The organism is Paenibacillus polymyxa (genome assembly GCF_018614975.1).
GTDB lineage: Bacteria > Bacillota > Bacilli > Paenibacillales > Paenibacillaceae > Paenibacillus > Paenibacillus polymyxa_E.
Genome location: NZ_JAGGNR010000035.1, coordinates 1 through 25,682, shown reverse-complemented (window position 1 = coordinate 25,682; position 25,682 = coordinate 1). Strand labels below are relative to the sequence as shown.

Sequence of the window (25,682 nt, the reverse complement as noted above, 5' to 3'; positions counted from 1 at the left end):
CTCAAATAAAATAGGAGTCTTTTCTGTAGGTTGTGAGAGATTGTTAACAAAAAGCAGGCGGCTATCGTCCACACAAACAACAACTACCGTTCCATCAGTATACCGTTCTTTGAAAATTTCAGACCCAACTTGCTTTATAGACATAAAAAGCGGCCCATTGCCGCCATAAGCTTCAATTATTTGCGTTTTGGAATATGGATAACGATCTCATAATGATCCTCATGGTCTGCTTCTTTTGTTTTGATGTCCAGACCTGAGCCAGTTACCATATCAATGGATTGGCGAATCGTATTAAGTGCAAGTCTTACGTCCTTGGTAAAGGAAACACGTCTAGATTTTTTGATCTTGGAAGATTCCTTGTAGAAGGCAACACGTGCCTCTGTCTGTTTCACATTTAATTCTTTTTCAATAATCTCACCGAGCAACTTCATCTGCAGTTCTTCCGTATCGAGAGAAAGTAATGCTCTTGCATGCCGTTCAGAAATTTTGCGTTCCATCAATGCAGCCTTAATGCCGTCCGGAAGCTGTAATAACCGAATTTTGTTCGCGATGGTTGACTGGCTTTTGCCGAGTCGTTGTGCCAGACTTTCCTGTGTCAATTGATGCAAGTCGATCAGCTTCTGATAAGCGACAGCTTCCTCAATCGAAGTCAATCCTTCACGCTGCAAGTTCTCAATCAGTGCAATGGATGCGGCCTGAGAATCGTTGAATTCACGTACAATAGCCGGAATCGTATCCAAACCCAGTTTTCGAACTGCACGCCAGCGACGTTCCCCGGCAATAATCTCATATGATCCATTTCGCACGCGAACGACGATAGGCTGAATTACACCATGTGTTTTGATCGTCTGCAACAACTCATCAATTTTATCATCATCAAAAATAGTACGGGGTTGATATGGGCTGCTCACAATTTCATTAACCGGAATCTGTTTAATCTCATCTCCGTTATTGCGCTCCGCCAAACCAAACAACTTCGAAAATTGTTCTTTCATTCCGCAGATTACCACCTAGTTTCGTAATAGCTCCCACAGTCTTTGCAGGTGCTTCTTATTCAATAAGCGACCCTTCACATGCATCGTTCTTGGAATAAGTTTTGCCTTTCATAACGCTTCCTGTCATGCAACATTGAACGCATATCCATCTATCTATACATATAATCTATGATCGCTGTGACCCAGGATCGGATACTTCTATTCTATCATCTTTTCTATCATAATCCTATGCTTACCTATTCTTTAAACTCTGCTAATTTTCCTGCTTTTTCTTTGTGAATATTGGAAATATGACGACTTGCACACATTCAATTAATGAAATTTTTCATATGCTACTGTGCGTGAAATTCATCATTACAGGTTCTTTAAGAGATATGTAATACGGAGTATCTGGAATGTTGATCCAGTCCTCCATTTCTGAAAACAAAAAAAGAGAATGTTTCACGTGAAACATTCTCTTTATCTATGTCTAAAATTCTATTTTGTTTTAACTGATTTTAAAACCATCACGCAACTATATCAACGGGGTCTTCATTGGAGTACCTGGTTTGCGTGGATACTTATATGGTGTCTTATCAAATTTCTGAATCAGAATAATGTGACGCTCTGATTCTTCAACTGGCAGCTGGAATGGATGAACGGCCTTAACCCGTCCTTTCAGCTGATTGAAGCTGAACTCTGCCTCCTTCATTTCTTCACGCGGATCTCCACCCTTCATGGCAGCGAACATCCCACTTTTACGAACAAAAGGAAGACAAAATTCATTCAACACAGCCAGCTTGGCTACTGCACGCGCCGTAACGAGATCGTAGCTGTCACGATACCCTTCTTTGCGTCCAATCTCTTCAGCACGTCCATGGACCAACTCCACGTCTGTCAGGCCAAGGATATCTACTACATGCTGTAGGAAACCAATCCGTTTATTTAATGAATCAATGATCGTCAGCTTTATGTGCGGGAAACAGATTTTCAGTGGCAATCCAGGAAAACCCGCTCCAGATCCAATGTCAGCAAGCTTATTCACTTTGGTCATGTCTGTATAAAAAGCCAGCGATACCGAATCATAGAAATGCTTGGTATACACTTGCTCCCGATCCGTGATACCGGTCAGATTCATCTTTTCATTCCAGGATACCAGTTCCTGATAATACAGTTCAAATTGCTCCAACTGGAGTTCGCCCAGCTCTAATCCATGTTTCTTTAAGCGCCGCTGCAGTTGCTGTTGAATATCGTCCATTATTGTCCCCTTGCTGCGGTTACACGGTTATAATGCTCCAGGTAGACCAGCAGAATGGAGATGTCGGCAGGAGTAACTCCAGCAATACGAGAAGCCTGACCAATCGAGATTGGACGAATCGTAGCGAGCTTCTGTTTAGCTTCCATAGCAAGACCATGAATCTCATCATATACGATGGTGTCCGGAATTTTCTTTTTCTCCATCTTTTGCAAACGTTCCACGTGGATCAATTGTTTCTCAATATAACCCGCATATTTAATTTGTATTTCCACTTGTTCTTTCATATCTGCTGTCAGTTCTACCTCAGATGGTGAGAGCTGTTCAATCAGTTCATACCCCAGCTCTGGACGACGCAGCAAGGTAAGCAACGTACTGCCATCCTGAATAGGTGTAGATCCGTACTCTTCCAGCTTGGCATTCACTTCAACCGGACGAGCTTTAGCCACTTTCAGACGTGCAACTTCCTGCTCGACTTTCGCCTTTTTATCCAGGAATTTCGCATAACGCTCTTCAGGGATCAGGCCAATGTCATGTCCGATTTCCGTCAAACGCATATCTGCATTATCATGGCGAAGCAACAGACGATATTCAGCGCGTGAAGTCAACAGACGATACGGTTCATTTGTACCCTTTGTTACCAGATCATCAATCAGCACACCAATATAACCTTGGGAACGATCCAGTATTACCGGCTCTTTCCCCTGTACTTTGAGTGCAGCGTTAATTCCAGCCATAACACCTTGTCCTGCTGCTTCTTCATAACCAGAGGTACCATTAATCTGACCCGCCGTAAACAGACCTGGTAGACGTTTAGTTTCCAGTGAAGGCCACAATTGTGTAGGCACCATCGCATCATATTCGATCGCATAACCATTACGCATCATTTCCACTTTTTCCATACCTGGAATTGAACGCAGCATAGCCAGTTGAACGTCTTCTGGCATACTCGTAGACAATCCCTGTACGTAATACTCGGATGTGTTCTTGCCCTCCGGCTCAAGGAATATCTGATGTTTCGGCTTGTCGCTGAAACGAACAATTTTATCTTCAATGGAAGGGCAATAGCGTGGTCCGGTTCCTTCAATAAGACCTGAGAACATCGGGGCACGATGCAGATTATCATTAATAATCCGATGTGTTTCCACAGAGGTATACGTCAACCAGCAAGGCAGCTGCTCATTATCGGAAGATTCTGTTTCATAGGAAAAGAACTTCGGCTTGTCATCTCCAGGCTGAATTTCGGTTTTGCTAAAATCAATCGTATCCTTATGCACACGTGGTGGTGTACCTGTTTTGAAACGAACCAGATCAAAGCCCAGATCACGCAGATTCTCTGACAATTTAAGAGAGGGTTGTTGATTGTTCGGTCCACTCTCATACATCAACTCACCCATGATTACTTTGCCGCGCAAGTATGTGCCTGTCGTTAGAACGACTGCTTTAGCCCGATACTCTGTTCCGGTCTGAGTCACAACGCCTACACATTTTCCGTCTTCAACGATCAGTCGATCAACCATACCTTGACGCATCGTCAGATTACGTTCATTCTCCATCGTTTCCTTCATTTTATGCTGGTAGGAGAATTTATCTGCCTGAGCACGAAGCGCATGAACAGCAGGCCCTTTACCGGTGTTAAGCATCCGCATCTGAATAAAGGTTTTATCGATATTCCGTCCCATTTCTCCACCAAGTGCATCAATCTCGCGCACAACATGTCCTTTAGCCGGTCCCCCAATAGATGGGTTACAAGGCATAAAGGCCACCATGTCCAGATTGATCGTAATCATTAGTGTTTTGGACCCCATACGAGCTGCGGCCAGCGCGGATTCCACACCAGCATGTCCTGCACCAACGACGATTACATCATAACTGCCGCCATCAAAAGCCATTCCCGTTTACCTCCTTATTCCGCTGCATTTGGTGTAACTCACACAGACGGATCATGTTCTACAATAATGAAACTACTTCTAACCGTTCATCGGAACTTGCATTCCTATCTATATGAAACCAACACGTAATGGCTACAACATCATTCCATCCTTTGACAACAGGCAGAAATTGTACCTTTCCATCATACACTACGATTTAAGTCAATCCGCAGTATATTTTTTTTACTTTCCTAGACAGAACTGGGAGAAAATCTGATCAATTAATGCATCATGTGCTGTATCTCCAACAATCTCGCCCAAATGCTCCCACGCCAAACGAACATCAATCTGTATCATATCGATTGGAATGAACTGCTCTGCTGCTTCATAGGCATCAACCAGGGACTGCTTCGCTTTTTTGAGCAAAGCAATATGACGCACATTACTGACATAGGTCAGATCTGCGGACTCCAATTTACCACTGAAGAATAGCGTAGAGATGGCATCTTCCAATCGATCCACACCCAGATCATCTTTCACCGACATCGGAACAAGCCGTTCTTCCGGAATGTAACGAAGCAGCACGTCACGTTCTACCTGTGGCGTTAAGTCCATTTTATTCATAATGATTATCGATTGTCTACCGCGGATTTGTTCCAATAATTCAATCTCATCGGGATGAAGTGGCTCCGCAGCATTCACAACCATTAAGATCAGATCGGCTTCACTTACCGCAGAACGAGAACGTTCTACCCCGATCTTCTCTACAACGTCCATTGTTTCCCGGATTCCTGCCGTATCCAGCAACTTCAGTGGGATATTATTGATCGTAATGAACTCCTCGATCACATCACGAGTTGTTCCTGGAATGTCCGTGACGATAGCCCGATTATCTTGAGCGAGTGTGTTCATTAATGAGGATTTACCCACGTTAGGTCTTCCAACGATAGCCGTCGTGATACCTTCTCGCAGGATCTTTCCTTGCTCTGCTGTAGTCAGCAATTTATCAATTTCAGTCATAACCTGACTGGACTTTTCCTTAATAAAATCAGACGTTAACGACTCCACATCATGCTCGGGATAATCGATATTCACTTCAATGTGAGCCAATGTTTCCACCAATGTATATCGTAGATCACGCAATTTGGAAGACAGTTTGCCTTCAACTTGTTTCAGCGCAACCGAGAAGGCCCGGTCCGATTTGGAACGAATAAGATCCATGACACCTTCAGCCTGAGACAAGTCAATCCGCCCATTAAGGAAAGCACGCTTCGTGAACTCACCAGGTTCAGCCAGACGAATATCAAGCTGTAACAGCAGGTCCATGACCCGTTTTACAGACACTACACCGCCATGCGCACTGATCTCCACGACATCTTCTGTTGTGAACGACCGAGGTGCTCGCATAACTGTAACCAATACTTCCTCAATCTTTTCCCCATTAACGGGATTTATGATATGACCATAATGAACCGTGTGAGATGCTGCCTGAGTTAAAGGGGTTTTGCTGCGAAAAATCTTTTCCGTCTCCGACACTGCATCCGGGCCGCTGACCCGGATCACGGCGATACCCGCCTCTCCGACAGCCGTTGATATCGCTGTGATCGTATCACTGATCATGGTTATCTCTCCTTGCTCTATTTTAAAATTGCCGCCCCTCAGGGGACGCCATATCCATTTTCAAATCTATTAATGATATAACATATGACATGTTGCTTATCGTATTAAGTCCACTCTTTACCTGTTCTACGCACCTTATCAAATTGCTTCTGTACGAAAAAAGCAATGGCTTCTGCACCGGGCAGGAAGCCATTGCGTCTTCAATTTCGTGTTATTTCGTCGTAATAACCACACGCCGATTAGGCTCCTCGCCCTTACTTAATGTCTTAATCTGCGGGTGATTTTGCAGTTTTGCATGGATGACTTTTCGTTCGAGCGGAGGCATTGGTTCCAGTACAACTTCCTTACCAGTACGGATTGCTTGTCCAGCCAATCGTTCAGCCAGATCCTCCAGCGTCTTCCGCCGACGTTGACGGAAATTCTCCGCGTCGAGCACAATTCGAACGAAGCTTTCCGAATATCGGTTCGCTACAATGTTCGTTAGATACTGGAGCGCATCTAGCGTCTGTCCACGTCTGCCAATAATCATGCCCAGATCTTCGCCGGCAATATTGAAGATATGTCCATCCCGCTGTTTTTTGATATGCACTTCAACATCCAGTCCCATACCTGCTGCGACCTCTTTCAAGAAAGCAGCCGCTTCTTCATAGGGATTTTTAGCTGCAACATCCTCAAGTAATGCATCTACTTCAGGTTTGTATGCAGCTGGCTTGATCGGCTGTGGAACAACTTCCGGTAGAGGCAATAATTTCACTTCAACTTTGGCCGCCCTCACCCCGAACAAACCCAGGAATCCTTTTGACGGCTGCTCTAACACTTGTATCTCGACCTTGTCCCGACTTACGCCAAGCTCGGTCAATCCTTGGTTTACAGCATCTTCAACGGTTTTTCCTGACGTAATGACTTTGGTCATTTCGATTTTTTGGCCCCTTTCGACCCTTTTCCAGAGACGGTTGCTTTGCCACCGTTTTTGCGTTTAGCTCCATTTTTGGAAGAGCTATTCTGCTTCACGTTGACCTCAGCCACGATTTTATCATTATTCCGGTAAAGGAAATAGTTTTGCACGATCGTGTAGATGTTACTGTAGAACCAATACAGCGGAAGTGCTGACGGGAACTGATAGGACATCACGAAGATCAAGATAGGGTATACCCACAGCATGAACTGCATCGGTCCCACTTGCTGTGCAGGGTTCATACGCATCATCATCCATGTTTGAATGAATGTTGTGATGGCAGCCAGCACTGGCAAAATAAACAGGTGATCCGGTTCCCCGAGCTGGAGCCACAAGAAATCATGTGTTCTCAGACTGGAGTTTCCGTAAATTGAGTTATAAAGTGCGATGTAAATCGGCATCTGAATCAGAAGTGGCAGACAACCCGCCATCGGATTAACTTTGTTCTCCTGAAACAACTTCATTGTTTCTTGCTGAACTTTCTCAGGTGTATCTTTAAACTTGGCTTGAATCTCCTTCAGCTGCGGCTGAATCGCCTGCATAGCTTTGGAGCTACGGACTTGTTTCATTGTTAATGGTAAAATCAATGTCCGTACAATAAGCACCATCACGAGGACGGCCAGTCCATATTCACCTTTGAACCAGTTGGCGAATGTATCCAGCGCCAGTGAGAACCAGTACACAACATTGGCTTGCCAAAAAGAATCACTATTCTTTAGATCTTCCGTAGTAACCCCGGCTCCTTGTGGAGTACATCCGGCGAGTACAGTGACCATTGCAATGACTGCAATGAGGAGAATCCACTTCCCCTTTGATGTCTTCAATCGCGACACTTCATAACCCCTCTCTTAACCATTCCATTCCACCGTAAATCATACCATAATTAGGAGGACAAATAAACCGAAGCTTACCGCTTGCTCGACTTCAAAAGAGAGCCCTTTCGCATCGCATGTAGCAGGCTTTTTTCCATTTCCTTATAGGGCATGTCCAGTGCACCTTTTCTGACGATAAAAATCAGATCCATCTGCGTGACGATCTCATGTTCATGATGACGAACAATTTCCTTGATCATGCGTCTCATCCGGTTGCGTACGACAGCGTTTCCGATTTTCTTGCTGCATGATACGCCGACCCGAAATTGTTCCGTATCTTTACGGCGACAGCCATACACCACGAATTGATGATTGGCAAACGATTTCCCATACCGGTACACGCGGCTAAAGTCCGCCCGGTTTCGTAGACGCAGTCTTTTATACACGGCGCTTCTCCTTGCTGTTCTCCACCAATGTTATTGACGGAGGCCTCATTACTGATTTAGTATAGGCTTTCTTGAATGACGGTAAACCGTCTTGGCGACAACTTCATTTGGGATGATTGTTGATCGGATACTTGAACCGTATAAACATTCATCATTATATAAGGTAAGTTTTCGACAAATGGAAAACTCACTCAACATACTTCGTTTGTGTTCAGCACTTTTTCGCAGACCATTCAGACCTGATCTGTAGCAGCATCCAGTCTGATTTGAGCTAATTAAGAAAAAAAAGACCACCTCGGTGGTCTTCAATGCATTAAGCACTCAGGTTTTTACGGCCTTTAAGGCGACGTGCGGCCAAAATTTTACGGCCGTTGCTCGTGCTCATTCTTTTCCGGAAACCATGAACTTTTTTACGTTTGCTAACGTTCGGTTTGAATGTAGGTCTCAATGTATTGCACCTCCTCACAAGGAAATACTTATGTGATGAATCACTTTCATCTTCACAGAAAACACCTTTATATATTTAACCATGATCACCTGGAAAAGTCAACTGCAAGGCGCAAGGCTCCTCCCTCTTTTATATACACTCTTCATCCCACCCAAAGTAATGACCACAGTCCGTTCACTTCAATACCATTACCAAGCCTCAAAGAGAGCTTCAAAAGTTATCCCCAGATCCTGATCAGATCACGATATTTCAGCATTTATAGTTATCCACACCCTCCGATACCGCTATTTCCTTCATTACATCCAGTTTAAAGTTATTCACATGTGGATAATGATTGTAGGCTATAAATATCGTCGAATTCTAAACAGGTTGTATCCGCTTCAATAAGGTTTACAAGCTTTTGAGAAAGGTGTAGGATAAAAATCACATCTTGTATACAAGTAGTCCTTTGAAAAAATATTAGCCGTTATCATGCATACTACAGACGATGGATTGAACTGAATGTCCAGTCCGCAAAATAGTTATGCTATGATCAGTAATGAACTGATTACTTATTAATAGGAGCGTTAGCCATATGTTATTTCCTTCTTCCTGGCTTCAAGGAGCTTCCCGTGGTGAAGCCATTGCCTGCGAATTAAGGCTGCGGATCATCAGTGGTACCCTTCGTCCTGGAGAGATTTTGTCGGAAAATCGAATTGCGGCTGATTTTGACAGCAGTCGTTCACCTGTCCGTGAAGCGTTAAGAACTTTGTCCAATGAAGGACTTATTCGACTTGAACGTATGGGGGTCGTTGTCATTGGACTACGAATCAAGGATGTCGAAGAATTGTATGATGTCCGTTTCCTGATTGAAAGTTTTGTGCAGCAGCGAATCGCAGGTGATGTTCCAGAGTCGTTAATCACACAGTTGCGTAACGTGATCGACAAAATGCACCTCGCTGGACGGCATCAGGACGCCGTCGAATTCGCCTATCAGGATCTCGTTTTTCATGAAACGATTATTGAAGCTGCTCAGCATTCCCGTATTTCACATCTATGGAAGAGTATTCGATATGTTGTGATGACCGTTATGCTGCTCACGACGCGCAGAGTATTTGTTCAAGGCGAGCAGAAAGTAAGCGCTGTAATTGAGAAACACCGTTTGCTCGTTGAAGCACTTGAATCCGGTGACAAAATGCTCATTCAGGCTGGAGTCCGCACGTATTTCCAAGATTCTGGCAAAACCCTGCATGAAAGCTTTGATTCCTGATTGGTACAGGGCGTTTGCAATCATATCCGTCGTGAATGATTGCGGCTTTACTTGTCGACAAGTATACAGAATACAATTATGTTTCAAATTCGGTAATCATAAAGCAACAATTTCAACATTACCCTTTCTGTATTACCTGCACGAATTTAATGGTTGACGATGATTTCACTTGTAAGCGTTCTATATCACAAATAAAGGAGCACACAACATCATGAGCACTCTTTTTGGACTATCCCACAACGCAACATTATTGGTTTGGACGTTAATTGCGATCGTTTTTCTGATCGTTTTGATTTCCAAATATAAATGGAATCCCTTTATCACCCTGCTGTTGTCCGCATTAATGCTCGGTTTGCTTACAGGCATGAAACCTGCCGATGTGATCTCTTCCATTACCGGGGGACTTGGCGGCACACTTGGAACCATCGCAATTGTTATTGCTCTCGGTACGATGCTTGGTAAGATGATGGCCGAATCTGGCGGTGCCGAGCGCATTGCAACTACATTGGTTGATCGGTTCGGTGTGAAACGTGTGCACTGGGCCATGATGATTGTTGGATTTATCGTTGGTATTCCTGTTTTCTTCGAAGTCGGGGTTATTTTGATGATCCCCATCATTTTCACCGTTGCACGTAAAACCAACATGTCTTTGCTGCAGATTGGTATTCCCATTTTGGCGGGTCTGTCGACTGTACACGGTTTGGTTCCACCCCATCCAGCGCCAATGATAGCGATTGAAGCCTTCAGCGCCGATCTGGGTAAGACCATTTTGTACTCCCTTATTGTTGGTATTCCTACAGCGATTATTGCAGGTCCTTTGTTTGGTAAATTTATTGGCAAAAGAATACACACCGAACCCCCAGCTGAACTGGCTGAACAATTCGCAACAAAAACAAACAGCAACATGCCTGGGTTTGGTATTACCCTGTTTACCATATTGCTGCCGGTTATTTTGATGCTGATTGGTTCCATAGCAAGCATCATTGACCCAAATGCCACGAGCGGATTTACCGTTTTCAGTGAATTTATCGGTCATGAGATCATTGCTCTGCTCATTTCAGTTGTATTTGCCCTCTTTTCACTCGGCTTTGCACGTGGATTCACCAAGCACGATATTTCTCGCTTCACCAGTGAATGTCTGGCGCCTACGGCGACCATCATTCTCATTATTGGCGGAGGCGGTGCCTTCAAACAGGTATTGATCAATAGTGGTGTAGGTAACGCCATTGCTGAAGTCGCTACCCATGCCAACATCAACGTGATCCTGTTTGCCTGGCTTGTCGCTGCGCTTATTCGTGTAGCTACCGGTTCAGCAACCGTAGCCATGACAACAGCCGCCGGTATTGTCGCTCCAGTGCTTGCACTCACACCAGGTGCCAATATTGAGCTGGTTGTACTCGCCACAGGTGCAGGGTCACTCATCTTGTCCCATGTGAACGATGCAGGATTCTGGATGATCAAAGAATTCTTTAATATGAGCGTTTCCCAGACATTGAAAACGTGGACCGTTATGGAAACACTATTATCCGTGGTCGGACTGATCTTTATTTTGCTCCTGAGTACAGTGGTATAAATGGACTCGCTATATGTAGAAAGAAATTAAAATCTCATCGCTTTTCTGGAGAAAGAAGGATTAAATATATGAACAACTACATGATTGGGATCGATATTGGTACCACCAGTACCAAATCCGTGTTATTTACCGAGCAGGGCTCCGTCGTCAGTACCTCAACACAGGAATACCCTTTGTACACCCCTGCACCCGATGTTGCGGAACAGGACCCTGAAGAGATTGTGCAAGCGGCCCTCCGCTCTGTGCGAGGGGTTATGGATCAGAGTGGTGTTGCTGACGAGCAGATCCTGTTTGTATCCTGTAGCTCGGCTATGCATAGTGTCATTGCCATGGGACAGGATAACAAACCCTTAACCCGTTGCATCACCTGGGCAGATAATCGAAGTGCAGCTTGGTCTGCCAAGCTGCAAGAGAATGGATTGGGCCATCGCATCTACCTGCGCACAGGTACACCGATCCATCCCATGTCACCGCTGACCAAATTAATGTGGCTGCGCCACGATGAACCTGAACTTTTTGAGCGCACCGCCAAATTTATTTCGATTAAAGAATATCTGTTCTTCCGTCTATTCGGACAATATGTCGTCGACCATTCCATCGCTTCCTCCACAGGTTTGCTCAATCTGGAACAACTGGACTGGGATGCAGAGGCCCTAGAGATTGCAGGCATTACACCCGACCATCTCTCGAAGCTTGTACCTACAACACATATATTAGAAGGAATGAATCACGAATCGGCTGAAAAAATGGCTCTCTCCCCCTCCACGCCCTTTGTTATTGGCGCAAGTGACGGGGTTCTATCCAATCTCGGCGTGAACGCCATTGAACCAGGTGTTGTTGCAGCAACCATCGGAACCAGCGGTGCCATTCGTACTGTCGTTGACCGTCCGGTTACCGACCCCAAAGGTCGAACGTTCTGTTACGCTCTCACAGAGAATCTTTGGGTTATTGGCGGGCCTGTGAATAACGGTGGCATGCTGTTTCGTTGGGTGCGGGATGAATTCGCCGCGTCTGAAGTGGAGACAGCGAAGCGACTTGGCATCAATTCCTATGATGTGCTGACCAAAATTGCCGAACGTGTCCGGCCAGGATCGGAAGGACTTCTGTTCCATCCGTACCTATCGGGCGAACGTGCCCCATTGTGGAATCCGGATGCCCGTGGCTCCTTTTTTGGCTTAACACTCCATCATCAGAAAGAGCATATGATCCGTGCTGTCCTGGAAGGGGTTATTTTCAACCTGTACACGGTACTGCTCGCCATGGAAGAACAGATTGGGCAACCTACCTCCATTCAAGCCACAGGTGGGTTCGCTCGTTCCCCTCTCTGGCGCCAGATGATGTCCGATATCTTCAATCAGGAAGTGGTTGTACCCGAGAGCTTTGAAAGTTCCTGTCTGGGTGCCGTTGTACTTGGTTTGTACGCTACAGGGCGAATAGAATCGCTTCATGCCGTATCATCCATGGTGGGTACAACGCATCGACATACCCCTGTCAAAGAGAATGCTGTCCTCTATCAGGAGCTGCTGCTCATCTTTATTCGGATCTCTCGCAAACTGGAAGAGGAATACGCAGATATCGCTGAATTCCAGCGTAAGATGTCCCTTCCCCGTCTCTAAATCATCAATCCATACTTCGTCTCTGCACCAAAAAAAAGAGGTTGTCGCCCAAAACCAAAAATCGGTTTTGGGCGACAACCTCTTTGCTATACACGCATAATCTATCCTTTGAATGCATAGTATACAATCATATACTTCAACCTCCATATTTGAGCATCAGCTTAGCTCTTGACCCTGATAATTCTCATTACACATGTCTTAAAATGAAGTCCTCTTGTTCAATTAAAGGCATGAGTTTACTCCCCTCTCCGTCTCCCATCCTGACACTGAATTCGTCGCTTTCATCATCGCCCCCTTGGCAAGAATAACACGAGAGTCTAAGGTCACTCTTTTTCCGCTCCTGATCATGCTTCATTTTCACTTTACGGTTATCCACAGACAGGTTATTCACAAACGAAGAATACTTTTACACACAATTTGGCATCATTTGACGGATAACCTGTGTATAAAACATTTTTGGTTTTTGGGTCATTCTGTCGAAAATTAAACAGTTTATAAACAATATATTGTGTTGTGACTAAAAATTATACACAAGTTATTGAATTTGTGGATAAAATCACGCGATACGTTGAAATGCGGGGTTTCTTTTGCTATGATTGTATTACTTTTGGATGTGAATATGTGATCTGACTCATAATATTATCAACAGCCTGTGGATAAAGTTGTGAACAATTTTCCGTTGTTCATACTTTTTTTGTTTTCGACCTGCGGGGGTTTGGGGATAAATTCAACAATATATCTCGTATTTCGACACTGCATCATGGCTTAAGCCACACTTGGAACATGTAAAAGGAGTGACAGTCTGTGGACAGCCATACTTCTGATTTATGGCAGCAAATTTTATCAATCATACAAAACAAACTCAGCAAACCCAGCTTTGACACCTGGTTCAAAGCCACCAAAGCCACCAAGCTAAATGACCGTTCAATCGTCATTTCCGCACCAACCACGTTTGCCGTCGAATGGCTGGAGAGCCGTTACACCAAATTGGTTGGCTCGACGGTATACGAGCTGCTTGGCAAGCAAGTCGATGTGAAATTTGTCATCGAAGAGAACAAGCCTGCTGAACCGGACCCGCAACTGCCGGCACCAACGCCTACAGTTGTACAGGAAGAAGCCGTACTCAGCATGCTGAATCCGAAATATACGTTCGATACATTTGTCATCGGACCGGGCAACCGTTTTGCCCATGCCGCATCGCTGGCGGTCGCTGAAGCGCCCGCCAAAGCTTACAATCCTCTCTTTCTGTATGGAGGAGTAGGTCTCGGTAAAACTCACTTGATGCATGCGATCGGACATTATGTTCTGGAGCATGATCCGGGCAGCAAAGTCGTTTATTTGTCGTCTGAGAAATTCACGAACGAATTCATTAACTCGATCCGTGACAACCGCGGGGAGAGCTTCCGTAACAAATACCGGAGCGTCGACATTCTGCTCATTGATGATATTCAGTTTTTGGCGGGAAAAGAATCAACACAAGAGGAATTTTTCCATACGTTTAATGCGCTGCATGAGGAACGGAAGCAGATTATCATCTCCAGCGACAGACCACCGAAGGAAATTCCGACACTGGAAGAACGGCTTCGTTCTCGCTTTGAATGGGGGTTAATTACGGATATCCAGCCTCCAGATTTGGAGACACGGATTGCAATTTTGCGTAAAAAGGCACGTGCGGAAAACTTGGATATTCCAAATGAAGCGATGATGTATATTGCCAACCAGATTGACACCAACATCCGTGAATTGGAAGGTGCTCTGATTCGGGTCGTTGCTTATTCTTCACTGACTAATCAAGATGTAACCACTCATCTGGCAGCTGAAGCACTGAAGGATATTATTCCTTCCAGTCGTCCCAAAATGATCACTATTCATGACATCCAACAAAAGGTCGGCGAGTATTATAGCCTTAAGCTTGAAGATTTCAAAGCACGGAAACGGACCAAGGCAGTTGCTTTCCCAAGACAGATTGCCATGTATCTCTCTCGTGAACTGACAGACTTTTCTCTGCCCAAAATTGGGGAAGCATTCGGAGGACGAGATCACACCACTGTCATACATGCTCACGAAAAAATCTCCCAAGCGATTAAAAACGATCAGGATCTCTATAAAGTTATCAACAACTTAACCGAAAAAATTAAGAATCCAACCTGAACAAGTCCCAAGCCTATGCACAACGTATACACATGTGGATAGGCTTGGGTGTATGGGTTTATACCCACTTATCCACATATTCAGTGCCCCTATTACTATTATTACTAAAAAGATCTTAAAGATATCATCTCCAAAATAGCCATTTCGGAGCTTAGCCTTCGGCCTTTGAAAAACCCCTTTTAACACCCCAACACCCAAAAAAACAGCTAGGAGTGAAACCATGAAAATCAGCATAATGAAAAACTACTTAAACGATTCCATACAGCAAGTATCCAAAGCGATCTCCAGCCGTACAACGATTCCGATTCTGAGCGGTATCAAATTCGATGTGAATCATCAAGGTGTAACGTTGACAGCAAGTGACACCGATATATCCATTCAATCCTTCATCCCGCTTGAAGATGGAGATAAAAGCGTAGTTCAGGTAGATCAACCCGGCAGTGTAGTTTTGCCAGCCAAGTTTTTCGTGGAGATCATCAAGAAGCTCCCATCACAGGAAGTGCACATGGAAGTCAAAGAGAACTTCAACACCTTTATCTCCGCAGGTGCTACCGAGATTCAACTGGTAGGTCTTGATCCGGAAGAATTCCCGGTACTGCCAAGCATCGAAGAAAACCAAACGGTCTCCATTCCGGGAGATTTACTGAAAAATATGATCAAACAAACCGTCTTCTCCATTTCCACACATGAGACAACTCCAATCCTTACAGGTGTACTTTGGAGCTTAGGTGACAACGAATTGAAATTTGTGGCAACAGACCGTCACCGTCTTGCTACTCGATCAGCAATGCTGGATAATGCAGAAGGTATCCGCTTTAACAACGTGGTCATTTCCGGTAAAACGCTGAACGAGCTCAGCAAAATTGTTCCGGATCAAAATACCCTTGTGGATATCGTTGTTGCAGATAACCAGGTCCTGTTCAAAATCGACCGTGTATTGTTCTACTCCCGTATTCTGGACGGAACCTATCCGGATACTTCTAGAATTATTCCAACGTCATACAAAACAGAACTTGTTTTAGATACAAAAAAATTAAGTGAATCCATCGATCGGGCTTATTTGCTGTCGCGTGAAGAAAAAACAAACATTGTGCGTATGCAAACCATGGATTCGGGATCAGTCGAAATTTCCTCAAGCTCTTCCGAGCTAGGTAAAGTAAGAGAAGAAATCGAACCTGCCGAGTTTACAGGAGATCCGTTAAAAATCTCGTTCAACTCCAAATACATGCTGGATGTGCTGAAAGTGGTTGAAAGTGAGCAGCTGATGATCGCTTTTACAGGAGTCATGAGTCCAATTATCTTGAAACCGCTGGATGACAGTCACAGCCTTTACGTGATATTGCCATATCGGACGACCAACTAACGAAAGGAAGATCACAGTGAACCAAGTTACGATTCGTACGGAATATATTAAGCTTGATCAATTTTTGAAACTGGCTGATTGCATCCCAACCGGTGGGATGGCCAAAGCTTTGCTTCAGGAGGGACTTGTACGTGTGAATAAAGAGCCTGAGGAACGACGGGGACGTAAATTATACCCTGGGGATATCGTTGAAGTGGACGGAGAAGGCACATTCGAAGTTGCTGCAGAGTAAGAAAATCAGTTCGATCCTGCTGCCTCCTGACGGACGGGATAAAAGGGAGGTTACCGCGTGTTTGTGAACAGCATTGATCTGCAGAATTTCCGCAATTATGAACATCTGAGACTGGATTCTTTTGGTCCCGTAAACTTGTTGATTGGGCAAAATGCCCAAGGCAAGACCAATCTTGCAGAGGCGATTTATGTACTTGCACTCACCAAGAGCCACCGTACATCCCGTGACAAGGAGTTAATCCGTTTCGGTGAGGAACGTGCCAGAGTTGCAGCAGAGGTCGACAAAAAGTACGGATCGGTCAAGCTTGAACTATCTTTGTCGCAACAAGGCAAAAAAGCAAAGATTAACGGCCTGGAGCAGCGCAAGTTAAGCGATTTTGTCGGAGCGCTCAATGTTGTGATGTTTGCACCGGAGGATCTGGAGATTGTAAAAGGCACACCGGGGGTCCGCCGCCGGTTTCTTGACATGGAGATTGGACAGGTTGCACCAGGTTACCTGTATCATCTGCAGCAATATCAAAAAGTGCTCGTCCAACGAAACAATTTGCTTAAGCAGTTATGGGGAAAAGGGGAATCGGCCCAGACCATGCTTGAGGTGTGGAACGAACAACTGGTCGAGCATGGTGTTAAAATCGTAATAAAAAGGAAACAATTCATAAAGAAATTGCAAAAGTGGGCAGAAACGATTCATCAGGGGATCACCGGAGGCGGAGAAGTCTTGCGGCTGGCCTACCTTCCTTCCTTCAGCGAAGCTGCTGAGGAAGATGAAGCTGTCTTAATGGACCAATTTATGATAAAATTATCACAAATGAAAGAGCAGGAGATTCGCCGAGGCACAACCCTTAGTGGGCCGCATCGGGATGACCTGTCCTTTTTCATTAACGATCGGGAAGTACAAACATATGGCTCGCAGGGGCAGCAGCGCACAACAGCGTTGTCCCTTAAACTTGCGGAAATTGAACTGATTCATGAAGAAATCGGAGAATATCCAGTTCTGCTTTTGGACGATGTCCTGTCCGAGCTGGACCCTTTTCGTCAGACGCAGCTGATCGAAACGTTCCAGAGCAAGGTGCAAACCTTTATTACGGCTACGGGGATCGAGAGCCTAAACGTTGACAAGCTCAAAGATGCCAGTATTTATCACGTTCATGCCGGACAGGTTGAACGCTAAGGAGTGAGGGGCTTATGTACATTCATCTGGGCGGTGAGAAGATCATCCGTTCTTCCGAATTGGTCGCTATTTTTGATATATCGATTGAAAAATCCTCAAAGATCTCCAAGCAGTATGTGACACATGCCGAGCAGGAAAAAACAGTGGAACACATCGGCGAAGAGGAAGCCAAGTCCATTGTGGTGACCAAAAACATTGTGTACTACTCGCCGATCTCCTCAGCCACGCTGAAGAAGCGGGCTCACATTTTTCCTGATCTCTAGCGGTTGTGTGGCATAAAAGGTGTGTCTTTTGCTGCTTGTCTTTAATTTGGACAGCTGGCTGGAATGAAGTACATTGCCTTTTTCAGTAAACATTCTTAGTTAACGCATAATTACGATATTGAATCTTATAGAAGTAGGTGAAAGCATGTCTATGAATCAACCGTCATATGGTGCAGATGAAATTCAGGTTCTTGAAGGACTGGAAGCCGTACGGAAACGTCCGGGGATGTATATCGGTTCCACCAGTTCCAAAGGTCTGCATCATCTGGTCTGGGAAGTAGTGGACAACAGTATCGATGAAGCGCTCGCAGGTTATTGTGACCATATCGAGGTTACTATCCATGAAGACAACAGTGTCACTGTTGTCGATAACGGACGTGGGATTCCTGTCGGTGAACATGCCAAAATGAAACGTCCTGCGCTTGAGGTCGTTATGACCGTCCTCCATGCAGGAGGTAAGTTTGGTGGTGGCGGGTACAAAGTATCCGGTGGTCTGCACGGTGTAGGTGTATCCGTAGTTAACGCACTATCCGAAAAAGTTGTTGTCACAGTTAAGGTTGACGGGCATGTCTATCAACAGGAATACCGTCGTGGTACTCCGCAGTATGACCTGAGAACGATCGGTACAACCGACGAAACCGGAACAACGGTTAGGTTCCACCCGGATCCTGAAATTTTCACGGAAACGAGAGTTTACGACTATGACATCTTGCTAGCCCGTATTCGTGAGCTGGCGTTCCTGAACAAGGGTATTGGTCTTACACTGACCGATGAGCGTACAGGTGCAACCAACTCATTCCTGTACGAAGGCGGCATTATCGAATACGTCTCCTTCCTCAACCAGAAGCGCGAAGTATTGCATGAGAATCCAATTTACGTTGAAGGTTCCAGAGATAACATCCAGGTGGAAGTTGCTCTGCAATACAATGACAACTACACCGAGAACATCTATTCCTTCGCCAACAATATCAACACGCATGAGGGCGGAACGCATGAATCAGGTTTCAAGAGTGCCCTTACGCGGATTATCAATGACTATGCCCGTAAGGCAGGGGTAATCAAGGACAGCACGGGGAACCTTTCCGGGGATGACGTGCGTGAAGGCTTGACAGCTATTATTTCGGTCAAGATTCCGGAACCGCAATTTGAAGGACAGACAAAGACCAAGCTTGGCAACAGCGAAGTGCGTGGGATTGTCGAATCCTTGTTTGCCGAGAAGCTGCAGGAGTTCCTGGAAGAGAATCCTTCCGTATCCCGTCGCATTTTGGAAAAAGGGCTGCAAGCAGCACGTGCGCGTGAAGCTGCCCGTAAAGCCCGTGAACTGACACGTCGTAAAGGCGCACTGGAAGTAAGCTCACTTCCAGGTAAACTGGCAGACTGTTCATCCAAGGATGCTTCAATCAGCGAATTGTACATCGTCGAAGGTGACTCTGCAGGCGGATCAGCGAAGCAAGGACGGGATCGTCATTTCCAAGCGATTTTGCCGCTGCGTGGTAAGATTTTGAACGTGGAAAAAGCCCGTCTCGACCGGATCTTGGGTAATGCAGAGATTAGAGCAATTATTACGGCAATGGGTACAGGTATTGGTGATGACTTCGATATTGCCAAAGCCCGCTATCACAAAATCATACTGATGACCGATGCCGACGTCGATGGTGCTCATATCCGAACACTATTGCTGACATTCCTGTATCGGTACATGCGCAAAATCATCGAGGCAGGTTATGTATATATTGCACAACCGCCATTGTTCAAGATTGAGCGTAACAAAGTGATTCGCTACGCTGGTTCCGAGAAAGAACGCGACGAAATTATTGCAAGTCTCGGTGAAAATGCGAAGTTCAACGTTCAGCGTTACAAAGGTCTCGGTGAGATGAATGCCGGACAATTGTGGGAAACAACGATGGATCCGGAGAGTCGGACCATGATGCAAGTATCGATTAATGATGCCATACTTGCTGATACCATGTTTGACACCCTGATGGGGGATAACGTTGAACCGCGTCGTGATTTTATCCAGGAAAATGCGAAATACGTGAAAAACCTCGACATTTAACATATTCGAAGAGGCGCCTGAGAGGGCGCCTTTTTATATTAGGGGAAGTATTGAATAGAAAGGCAGTAGACAAAGACTTCCGTATCCCTTTGTTATCTGCGAACACGTTTTTTGGCAGACGAGGCCTGTGCTTTAGGGGATGTACGAGAGCTCTTACCCTTTTTGGAGGGCAAACGACCGTACGCAATCGCATAACGTTTGATCTTCCGGTACGCCTCCTTGTACGGTAATAAGCCAAAGGCATAAATGCCTGGCAGTGTGTTGACTTCAAGAATCCAGGGACGCCCTTCTTCGTCTAGCGCAATATCAATACCAATCTCCTTGAGCCTTGGAAATGATGTTTGCAATTGCACAGCGGTATGAGTACCTAAGCGGTACAGCTCTGTGCGAAGTTTTTTAAAGCCATCCTGGTGAAGGTGGGGGAGTACGAGTTCTTCAAACGTGGCCAATCGTCCACCCCCATGAATGTTGGTGATGATTTTGCCCGGCGCAGCAACCCGTCCCAGAATACCTGTTGTTTCCCAGTTGTGTTGCAGATTTTTCTGAGTTAACACACGCAGGTCAAAAGGCAAATCTCCATGCTTCATCAGCGAGATTCCCTGTTGAATGATATAATCACGTTCCTGAATGCGATCATTCAGTGCTCGTTCGAGTTCGTCCAGGGAATGAAATGATCTCTCCTCTGTACCATATTGGAGTTGATATGTGGTTGTGAGATAGGTATCTCTGGAGGTAAGAGCACCTGCTTCGGGTTCATCAGGCAGGTTCCGATCATTGGTTTCATCCGGAACCTCTGCATCTGTGGTGGAATCTTCGGAATTAACAACAGGTTCGTATAAATGGGTTGTTTTTACTCGCATAACGCCATTACCGTAAGTACCACGGTCCGGTTTGATATAGTTGGACTCAAATAATTCAGTCATTCGTTCCAGAGTTTGACGGCTATATTTTCGGGTCACTGGGATATATTCATTCACAATGCGACTGCGTTGTAACACAGCTGTTTTGGCCCATTTGCTGGAGACGCGTTGGATAGCCAAGATTCATCAGTCCTTTCATGTTTTGCTCAGTTTTAAAGAGGGAAAGACATGGAGAAATCAAAGGACAAGAGACGATTTCAGTGGTATAATAGAGAAATATGGCGTTTTGTGCGATGAGCTGCACAATTTGCAGTTTGATCGTAGGACGGGAATGGCTTTAACCTCGGTAGTCACAGTACATATGCCGTTTTTCTAGCATTGTATGTGCAATTGGGGAGGAAGGCAGGGCGTATCCCCAGACACGCAGAAGTTCCCGGAAGAAAGGCTATTGCCCAGCGGACGTTTAATTGTGTAACTTTTGTGAAAGTAATATAATAAAGAGTAGCGTTCTTGCGCGGTTTTAGCCTTGTTAGGCTTTTCACATATAATCAATTTTTTGCATGACGGAATGGAACGTTTGTTGAAGGACAAGAAGGAGGTTCAGCATGGCGGAAGAAATGAACTCTCAGATTACAGATCGGGATATAGGCGTCGAGATGCGTGAATCGTTTATGGATTATGCGATGAGCATCATCGTTAGCCGTGCCTTACCTGACGTGCGTGATGGATTGAAGCCGGTTCACCGGCGTATTCTGTACGCGATGTCAGAGCTTGGCATGACACCCGATAAACCACATAAAAAATCAGCCAGAATCGTCGGCGAAGTTATCGGTAAGTATCACCCACACGGTGACTCTGCTGTTTACGAGACGATGGTACGGATGGCACAGGATTTCTCCCTGCGTTATATGCATGTAGATGGACATGGTAACTTTGGATCGGTCGATGGTGATATGGCAGCAGCCATGCGTTACACCGAAGCACGTTTGTCCAAGATTGCTATGGAAATGCTCAGAGATATCAACAAGGATACGATTGATTTCCAGCCGAACTATGACGGTGAAGAACATGAGCCAATCGTTCTGCCTGCTCGTTTTCCTAACTTGCTTGTCAATGGGGTCGGAGGAATCGCGGTAGGTATGGCCACCAATATTCCTCCTCATAACCTGGGTGAGGTCATTGATGGTGTACAGGCCATGATTCAAAATCCGGACATTACATCCATGGAACTCATGGATTACATTCAAGGACCAGACTTCCCTACGTCCGGCTACATTTTGGGCCGATCAGGGATTCGCCAGGCGTATCAGACCGGACGGGGTTCAGTAACGATGCGGGCCAAAACCAACATCGAAGAGAACAACAACAAGGCGCGAATTATCGTTACGGAGCTGCCTTATCAGGTAAACAAGGCGAGACTCGTTGAGAAAATCGCCGAGTTGGTACGTGATAAAAAGATTGATGGCATTACTGACCTTCGTGATGAGTCTGACCGTAATGGTATGCGGGTTGTAATTGAGCTTCGCAGAGACGTGAATCCGGGGGTTGTCCTGAACAACCTGTACAAACATACATCGATGCAATCCACTTTCGGGATTAACATGCTTGCGATTGTTAATAAAGAACCTAAAATCCTGAACTTGCGCGAAGTGCTGTATCACTACCTGCAGCATCAGATTGAGGTTATTCGCAGACGTACGCAGTTTGAACTGAAAAAGGCTGAAGCTCGTGCACACATTCTAGAAGGTTTACGTATTGCGCTGGATCATATCGACGAGATTATTACGTTGATTCGTTCATCCAGTAATGCGGATGCAGCAAGAGAAGGTTTGATTGAGCGCTTCTCACTCAGTCATGATCAGGCTCAAGCTATTCTCGATATGCGTTTGCAACGTCTCACAGGTCTGGAACGCGAACGTATTGAAAATGAATATAACGAACTGATGGTCAAAATCAGAGAGTATCGCGAAATTCTGGCTAATGAGCATCTGGTGCTTGAGATTATCAGTACGGAGCTGCAAGAGATCCGCGACCGCTTCAGCGATGATCGTCGTACGGAGATCACTGTAGGTGAAGAGAGCATTCTGGATGAGGACCTGATTCCACGTGAAGAGGTTATCATTACGATTACTCATACAGGCTACGTGAAACGTCTGCCGGTATCCACATACCGCAGCCAGAAACGTGGTGGACGTGGGGTCGTGGGAATGGATACGAAAGATACCGACTTTGTCGAGCATCTGTTTGTGACCAACTCTCACAACTACCTCATGTTCTTCACCGACAAAGGTAAAGTATATCGTCTCAAAGCTTACGAGATTCCAGAGCTTGGACGTACCGCACGGGGAACGCCGATTATCAACCTGATCCAGATCGAGCAGGGTGAATCCGTCAATGCTGTGATTCCGGTTCAGGAATTCGAAAGTGACAGATACTTGTTCTTTGCTACTCGCCAAGGGGTTGTGAAGAAAACGCCACTTGAGGATTACACCAATATTCGCAAAGGCGGCTTGATCGGTATTTCCTTACGTGATGATGACGTTCTGATCGATGTTAAGCTGACCGATGGACAGCAAGAGATCATCATGGGTACAGCTCACGGAATGTCTATTCGATTCTCCGAAGGTAATGTACGTTCCATGGGACGTAGTGCAACCGGAGTTAAGGGGATTACATTGGACAAACAGGATGCTGTTATAGGAATGGATGTAGTTGATAAAGAGCTTGATGTTCTGATCGTTACAGCCAAAGGTTACGGTAAACGTACACCTGTCAGTGATTATCGGATGCAGACTCGTGGCGGTAAAGGGATCAAGACTATTAATGTCACAGAGAAGAACGGCGCAGTAGTCAGCCTCAAAATGGTTAAAACCGAAGAGGATCTGATGATTATCACGTCTAGCGGTACGTTGATCCGGATGAGCATGGAAGGCATATCCACTATGGGTCGATACACGCAGGGTGTGAAGCTGATTCATATTCGTGACGAGGATTCAGTAGCTACAGTCAGCCGAATTGACAAAAATGAAGAAGAACCAGACGATGAGTCGCTTGAAGGCTTGGAAGGCGAGGAGTCCCAAGCTCCGGTAGTAAGCTTGGAAGAAGGCACCGTTTCTGACGCTGACGTTAATGAAGTTGTGGGCGACGACGATTCCGGTTCGGAAGCATAAAAACAGAATTTTATAAAGACCGATCTCTTGGAGATTGGAAGAGGATTGCGAGGGCTCCCACGGGGAGCCTTTTTGTTTGTATAAAGGAATCTCTCATTCTTCCGGATCTGGGATGTACAGCCTGATTCCTGAGTAATATAATGGGAAATATCATGAAAAACCGGTACTATGGTCTTGTTTGTTATTAACATAGAAGAACGATGAGTGAGGGGAATATACATGGGATTAATCACCCTGTCAGAAGTCAAACCAGGACTCAAACTTGGGAGTGATGTGCAAACACTTCGCGGCAACGTTCTGCTTCAGAAGGGAAAAGTCATTTTACCCAAGGATATGGAAGTGCTCAGAGCCTTTATGATTCAACAGGTAGATATTGAACAAGAAAGAATGGCGTTGAGTAGTACAGGAACCAAAGGTGCATCAGTGTCCGCAGGAAGTTCTGCCAATGACAAGAATGGTGAACGGGCAGGGAAGACAGGGAACGCCACGACAGTTCCTGTAGTAACGTCTCTGCAGGATGAGTATGAGAAGATGGTCGGACTAACCAAAAAGGCATTCCTGTCCTCTCTGGCGGCTGAACTGCCTGTCTATGAGTTGCGTACACAGTTGGAGGCTGTGTTTGCACATCTCAAACAATATAATGTGCTTACCTTCAGTCCACGAGTAATGCAAGAACATGATTATGTATATCACCATGCTGTACTGAGTGCAATCACATCCTATCAACTGGCCCAGTGGATTGATCTTCCCTCCAAGGATTGGATGCAAGTTGCGTTTGCAGGCTTGTTCCATGATATTGGTAACAACAAGGTAGATCCGCAGATTCTCCATAAACCATCCACGTTGACGGCCACAGAGCAGGAAGAGATTCGTCAGCATACGAAATATGGTTATCAGATACTTAAGCAGGCAAAGGCCATTAATGAGGGAGCCAGACTTGCAGCTTTGCAGCATCATGAAAAAGTTGATGGATCAGGCTACCCGTTGCAGCTCAGTGGGACGCAGATTCATATTTATGCCAAGATTGTAGCTATCGCTGATATTTTCCACGCCATGACGCTGGAGAAGATCTACCGCAAGGCACAATCACCTTACCTAGTTCTAGAACAGATCCAAAGTGAGGCATTTGGGAAATTGGATCCTGCAATTGTGAGAGTATTTGTTCAACGGTCGACCCAGATCCATAATGGCATCCGAGTAAAACTCAGCAATAACCAAATTGGAGAGATCGTATTCTCTGATCGAGATCATCCTACACGGCCTATGGTGTCAGTAGAAGGAACCATCATTAACCTGATGCAGCAACGGCAGCTTCACATCCAAGAGGTTATCGGATAAGAATAAATATTAAAGTAACTTGATGAGAGGGCCTTTCTTTTATAGAGAGGCCTTTTACGTGAGATAAATGTGGAAATGTAGAAAAAACAGAAAGATTATATATAACATTACTCAAAAAAAGACTTGCATTGTAAATCTGTACATGGTATATTCTAAGTCCGGCCAAGAAAACACAGTTTACATGGTGCGGCAAGCAAATCAAATATAAGCTTCGAAAGAAACTTAAAAAAAGAGCTTGCTAAGTTGGATCGGAAAAGATA

The 25,682-nt window shown here is 45.3% G+C and carries 20 protein-coding genes; 11 read left to right on the top strand and 9 right to left on the bottom strand.

The window, feature by feature from the left end:
- Window positions 1-176: 176 nt before the first annotated feature.
- The 8 genes from noc to rpmH form a co-directional block, all read right to left on the bottom strand.
- Window positions 177-995, bottom strand: a complete 819-nt coding sequence (noc, locus tag J7E78_RS22815; protein ID WP_036611968.1) for a nucleoid occlusion protein — start codon at window positions 993-995, stop codon at window positions 177-179.
- A gap of 514 nt (window positions 996-1,509) precedes the next feature.
- Window positions 1,510-2,232, bottom strand: a complete 723-nt coding sequence (gene rsmG / locus J7E78_RS22810) for a 16S rRNA (guanine(527)-N(7))-methyltransferase RsmG (RefSeq protein WP_215078314.1) — start codon at window positions 2,230-2,232, stop codon at window positions 1,510-1,512.
- Window positions 2,232-4,121, bottom strand: coding sequence for a tRNA uridine-5-carboxymethylaminomethyl(34) synthesis enzyme MnmG (gene mnmG / locus J7E78_RS22805; protein ID WP_215078313.1), 1,890 nt, complete (start codon window positions 4,119-4,121; stop codon window positions 2,232-2,234). Before mnmG ends, rsmG begins: the two co-directional genes overlap by 1 nt.
- 222 nt (window positions 4,122-4,343) lie before the next feature.
- On the bottom strand, window positions 4,344-5,720 hold the full coding sequence (gene mnmE, locus J7E78_RS22800; protein WP_215078312.1) for a tRNA uridine-5-carboxymethylaminomethyl(34) synthesis GTPase MnmE: 1,377 nt from the start codon (window positions 5,718-5,720) through the stop codon (window positions 4,344-4,346).
- Between the two features lie 211 nt (window positions 5,721-5,931).
- Complete coding sequence (jag, locus tag J7E78_RS22795; protein WP_124118700.1) at window positions 5,932-6,633, bottom strand: RNA-binding cell elongation regulator Jag/EloR; 702 nt, start codon at window positions 6,631-6,633, stop codon at window positions 5,932-5,934.
- Complete coding sequence (locus J7E78_RS22790) at window positions 6,630-7,508, bottom strand: YidC/Oxa1 family membrane protein insertase (protein WP_062836519.1); 879 nt, start codon at window positions 7,506-7,508, stop codon at window positions 6,630-6,632. The genes jag and J7E78_RS22790 overlap by 4 nt, the downstream gene beginning before the upstream one ends.
- 74 nt (window positions 7,509-7,582) lie before the next feature.
- Complete coding sequence (gene rnpA / locus J7E78_RS22785; RefSeq protein WP_036611981.1) at window positions 7,583-7,933, bottom strand: ribonuclease P protein component; 351 nt, start codon at window positions 7,931-7,933, stop codon at window positions 7,583-7,585.
- A gap of 313 nt (window positions 7,934-8,246) precedes the next feature.
- Complete coding sequence (rpmH, locus tag J7E78_RS22780; RefSeq protein ID WP_017691413.1) at window positions 8,247-8,381, bottom strand: 50S ribosomal protein L34; 135 nt, start codon at window positions 8,379-8,381, stop codon at window positions 8,247-8,249.
- Between the two features lie 574 nt (window positions 8,382-8,955).
- Between rpmH and J7E78_RS22775 the strand changes: the two genes are divergently transcribed.
- The 9 genes from J7E78_RS22775 to gyrB all read left to right on the top strand — a co-directional run bounded on the left by J7E78_RS22775 (window position 8,956) and on the right by gyrB (window position 20,054).
- Window positions 8,956-9,630, top strand: a complete 675-nt coding sequence (locus J7E78_RS22775) for a GntR family transcriptional regulator (RefSeq protein ID WP_215078311.1) — start codon at window positions 8,956-8,958, stop codon at window positions 9,628-9,630.
- Window positions 9,631-9,841: 211 nt separating this feature from the next.
- Complete coding sequence (locus J7E78_RS22770; protein ID WP_215078310.1) at window positions 9,842-11,203, top strand: GntT/GntP/DsdX family permease; 1,362 nt, start codon at window positions 9,842-9,844, stop codon at window positions 11,201-11,203.
- 68 nt (window positions 11,204-11,271) lie between these two features.
- Window positions 11,272-12,819 carry a gluconokinase gene (gntK, locus tag J7E78_RS22765; protein WP_215078309.1) on the top strand — a complete coding sequence of 516 codons (1,548 nt, stop codon included), beginning with the start codon at window positions 11,272-11,274 and terminating at the stop codon, window positions 12,817-12,819.
- Window positions 12,820-13,623: 804 nt separating this feature from the next.
- The gene (gene dnaA, locus J7E78_RS22760) at window positions 13,624-14,970 is read left to right on the top strand and encodes a chromosomal replication initiator protein DnaA (RefSeq protein ID WP_036611990.1); all 1,347 of its coding nucleotides are present in this window, start codon (window positions 13,624-13,626) and stop codon (window positions 14,968-14,970) included.
- 220 nt (window positions 14,971-15,190) lie between these two features.
- Window positions 15,191-16,333 carry a DNA polymerase III subunit beta gene (dnaN, locus tag J7E78_RS22755; RefSeq protein ID WP_017691408.1) on the top strand — a complete coding sequence of 381 codons (1,143 nt, stop codon included), beginning with the start codon at window positions 15,191-15,193 and terminating at the stop codon, window positions 16,331-16,333.
- 16 nt (window positions 16,334-16,349) lie between these two features.
- Window positions 16,350-16,565: a S4 domain-containing protein YaaA gene (yaaA, locus tag J7E78_RS22750; RefSeq protein ID WP_036611994.1), complete on the top strand. Its 216-nt coding sequence runs from the start codon at window positions 16,350-16,352 to the stop codon at window positions 16,563-16,565.
- 57 nt (window positions 16,566-16,622) lie between these two features.
- On the top strand, window positions 16,623-17,735 hold the full coding sequence (gene recF, locus J7E78_RS22745) for a DNA replication/repair protein RecF (protein WP_215078308.1): 1,113 nt from the start codon (window positions 16,623-16,625) through the stop codon (window positions 17,733-17,735).
- 14 nt (window positions 17,736-17,749) lie between these two features.
- Window positions 17,750-17,998, top strand: coding sequence for an extracellular matrix regulator RemB (gene remB / locus J7E78_RS22740; RefSeq protein ID WP_017691405.1), 249 nt, complete (start codon window positions 17,750-17,752; stop codon window positions 17,996-17,998).
- 145 nt (window positions 17,999-18,143) lie between these two features.
- The gene (gene gyrB, locus J7E78_RS22735) at window positions 18,144-20,054 is read left to right on the top strand and encodes a DNA topoisomerase (ATP-hydrolyzing) subunit B (protein WP_215078307.1); all 1,911 of its coding nucleotides are present in this window, start codon (window positions 18,144-18,146) and stop codon (window positions 20,052-20,054) included.
- Between the two features lie 92 nt (window positions 20,055-20,146).
- Here the strand turns inward: gyrB and J7E78_RS22730 are convergent, their stop codons facing one another.
- On the bottom strand, window positions 20,147-21,094 hold the full coding sequence (locus tag J7E78_RS22730; RefSeq protein WP_251035201.1) for a YheC/YheD family protein: 948 nt from the start codon (window positions 21,092-21,094) through the stop codon (window positions 20,147-20,149).
- Between the two features lie 425 nt (window positions 21,095-21,519).
- Between J7E78_RS22730 and gyrA the strand changes: the two genes are divergently transcribed.
- Window positions 21,520-24,084: a DNA gyrase subunit A gene (gyrA, locus tag J7E78_RS22725; protein WP_215078306.1), complete on the top strand. Its 2,565-nt coding sequence runs from the start codon at window positions 21,520-21,522 to the stop codon at window positions 24,082-24,084.
- Between the two features lie 219 nt (window positions 24,085-24,303).
- The gene (locus J7E78_RS22720; protein WP_215078305.1) at window positions 24,304-25,422 is read left to right on the top strand and encodes an HD-GYP domain-containing protein; all 1,119 of its coding nucleotides are present in this window, start codon (window positions 24,304-24,306) and stop codon (window positions 25,420-25,422) included.
- Window positions 25,423-25,682 lie beyond the last annotated feature (260 nt).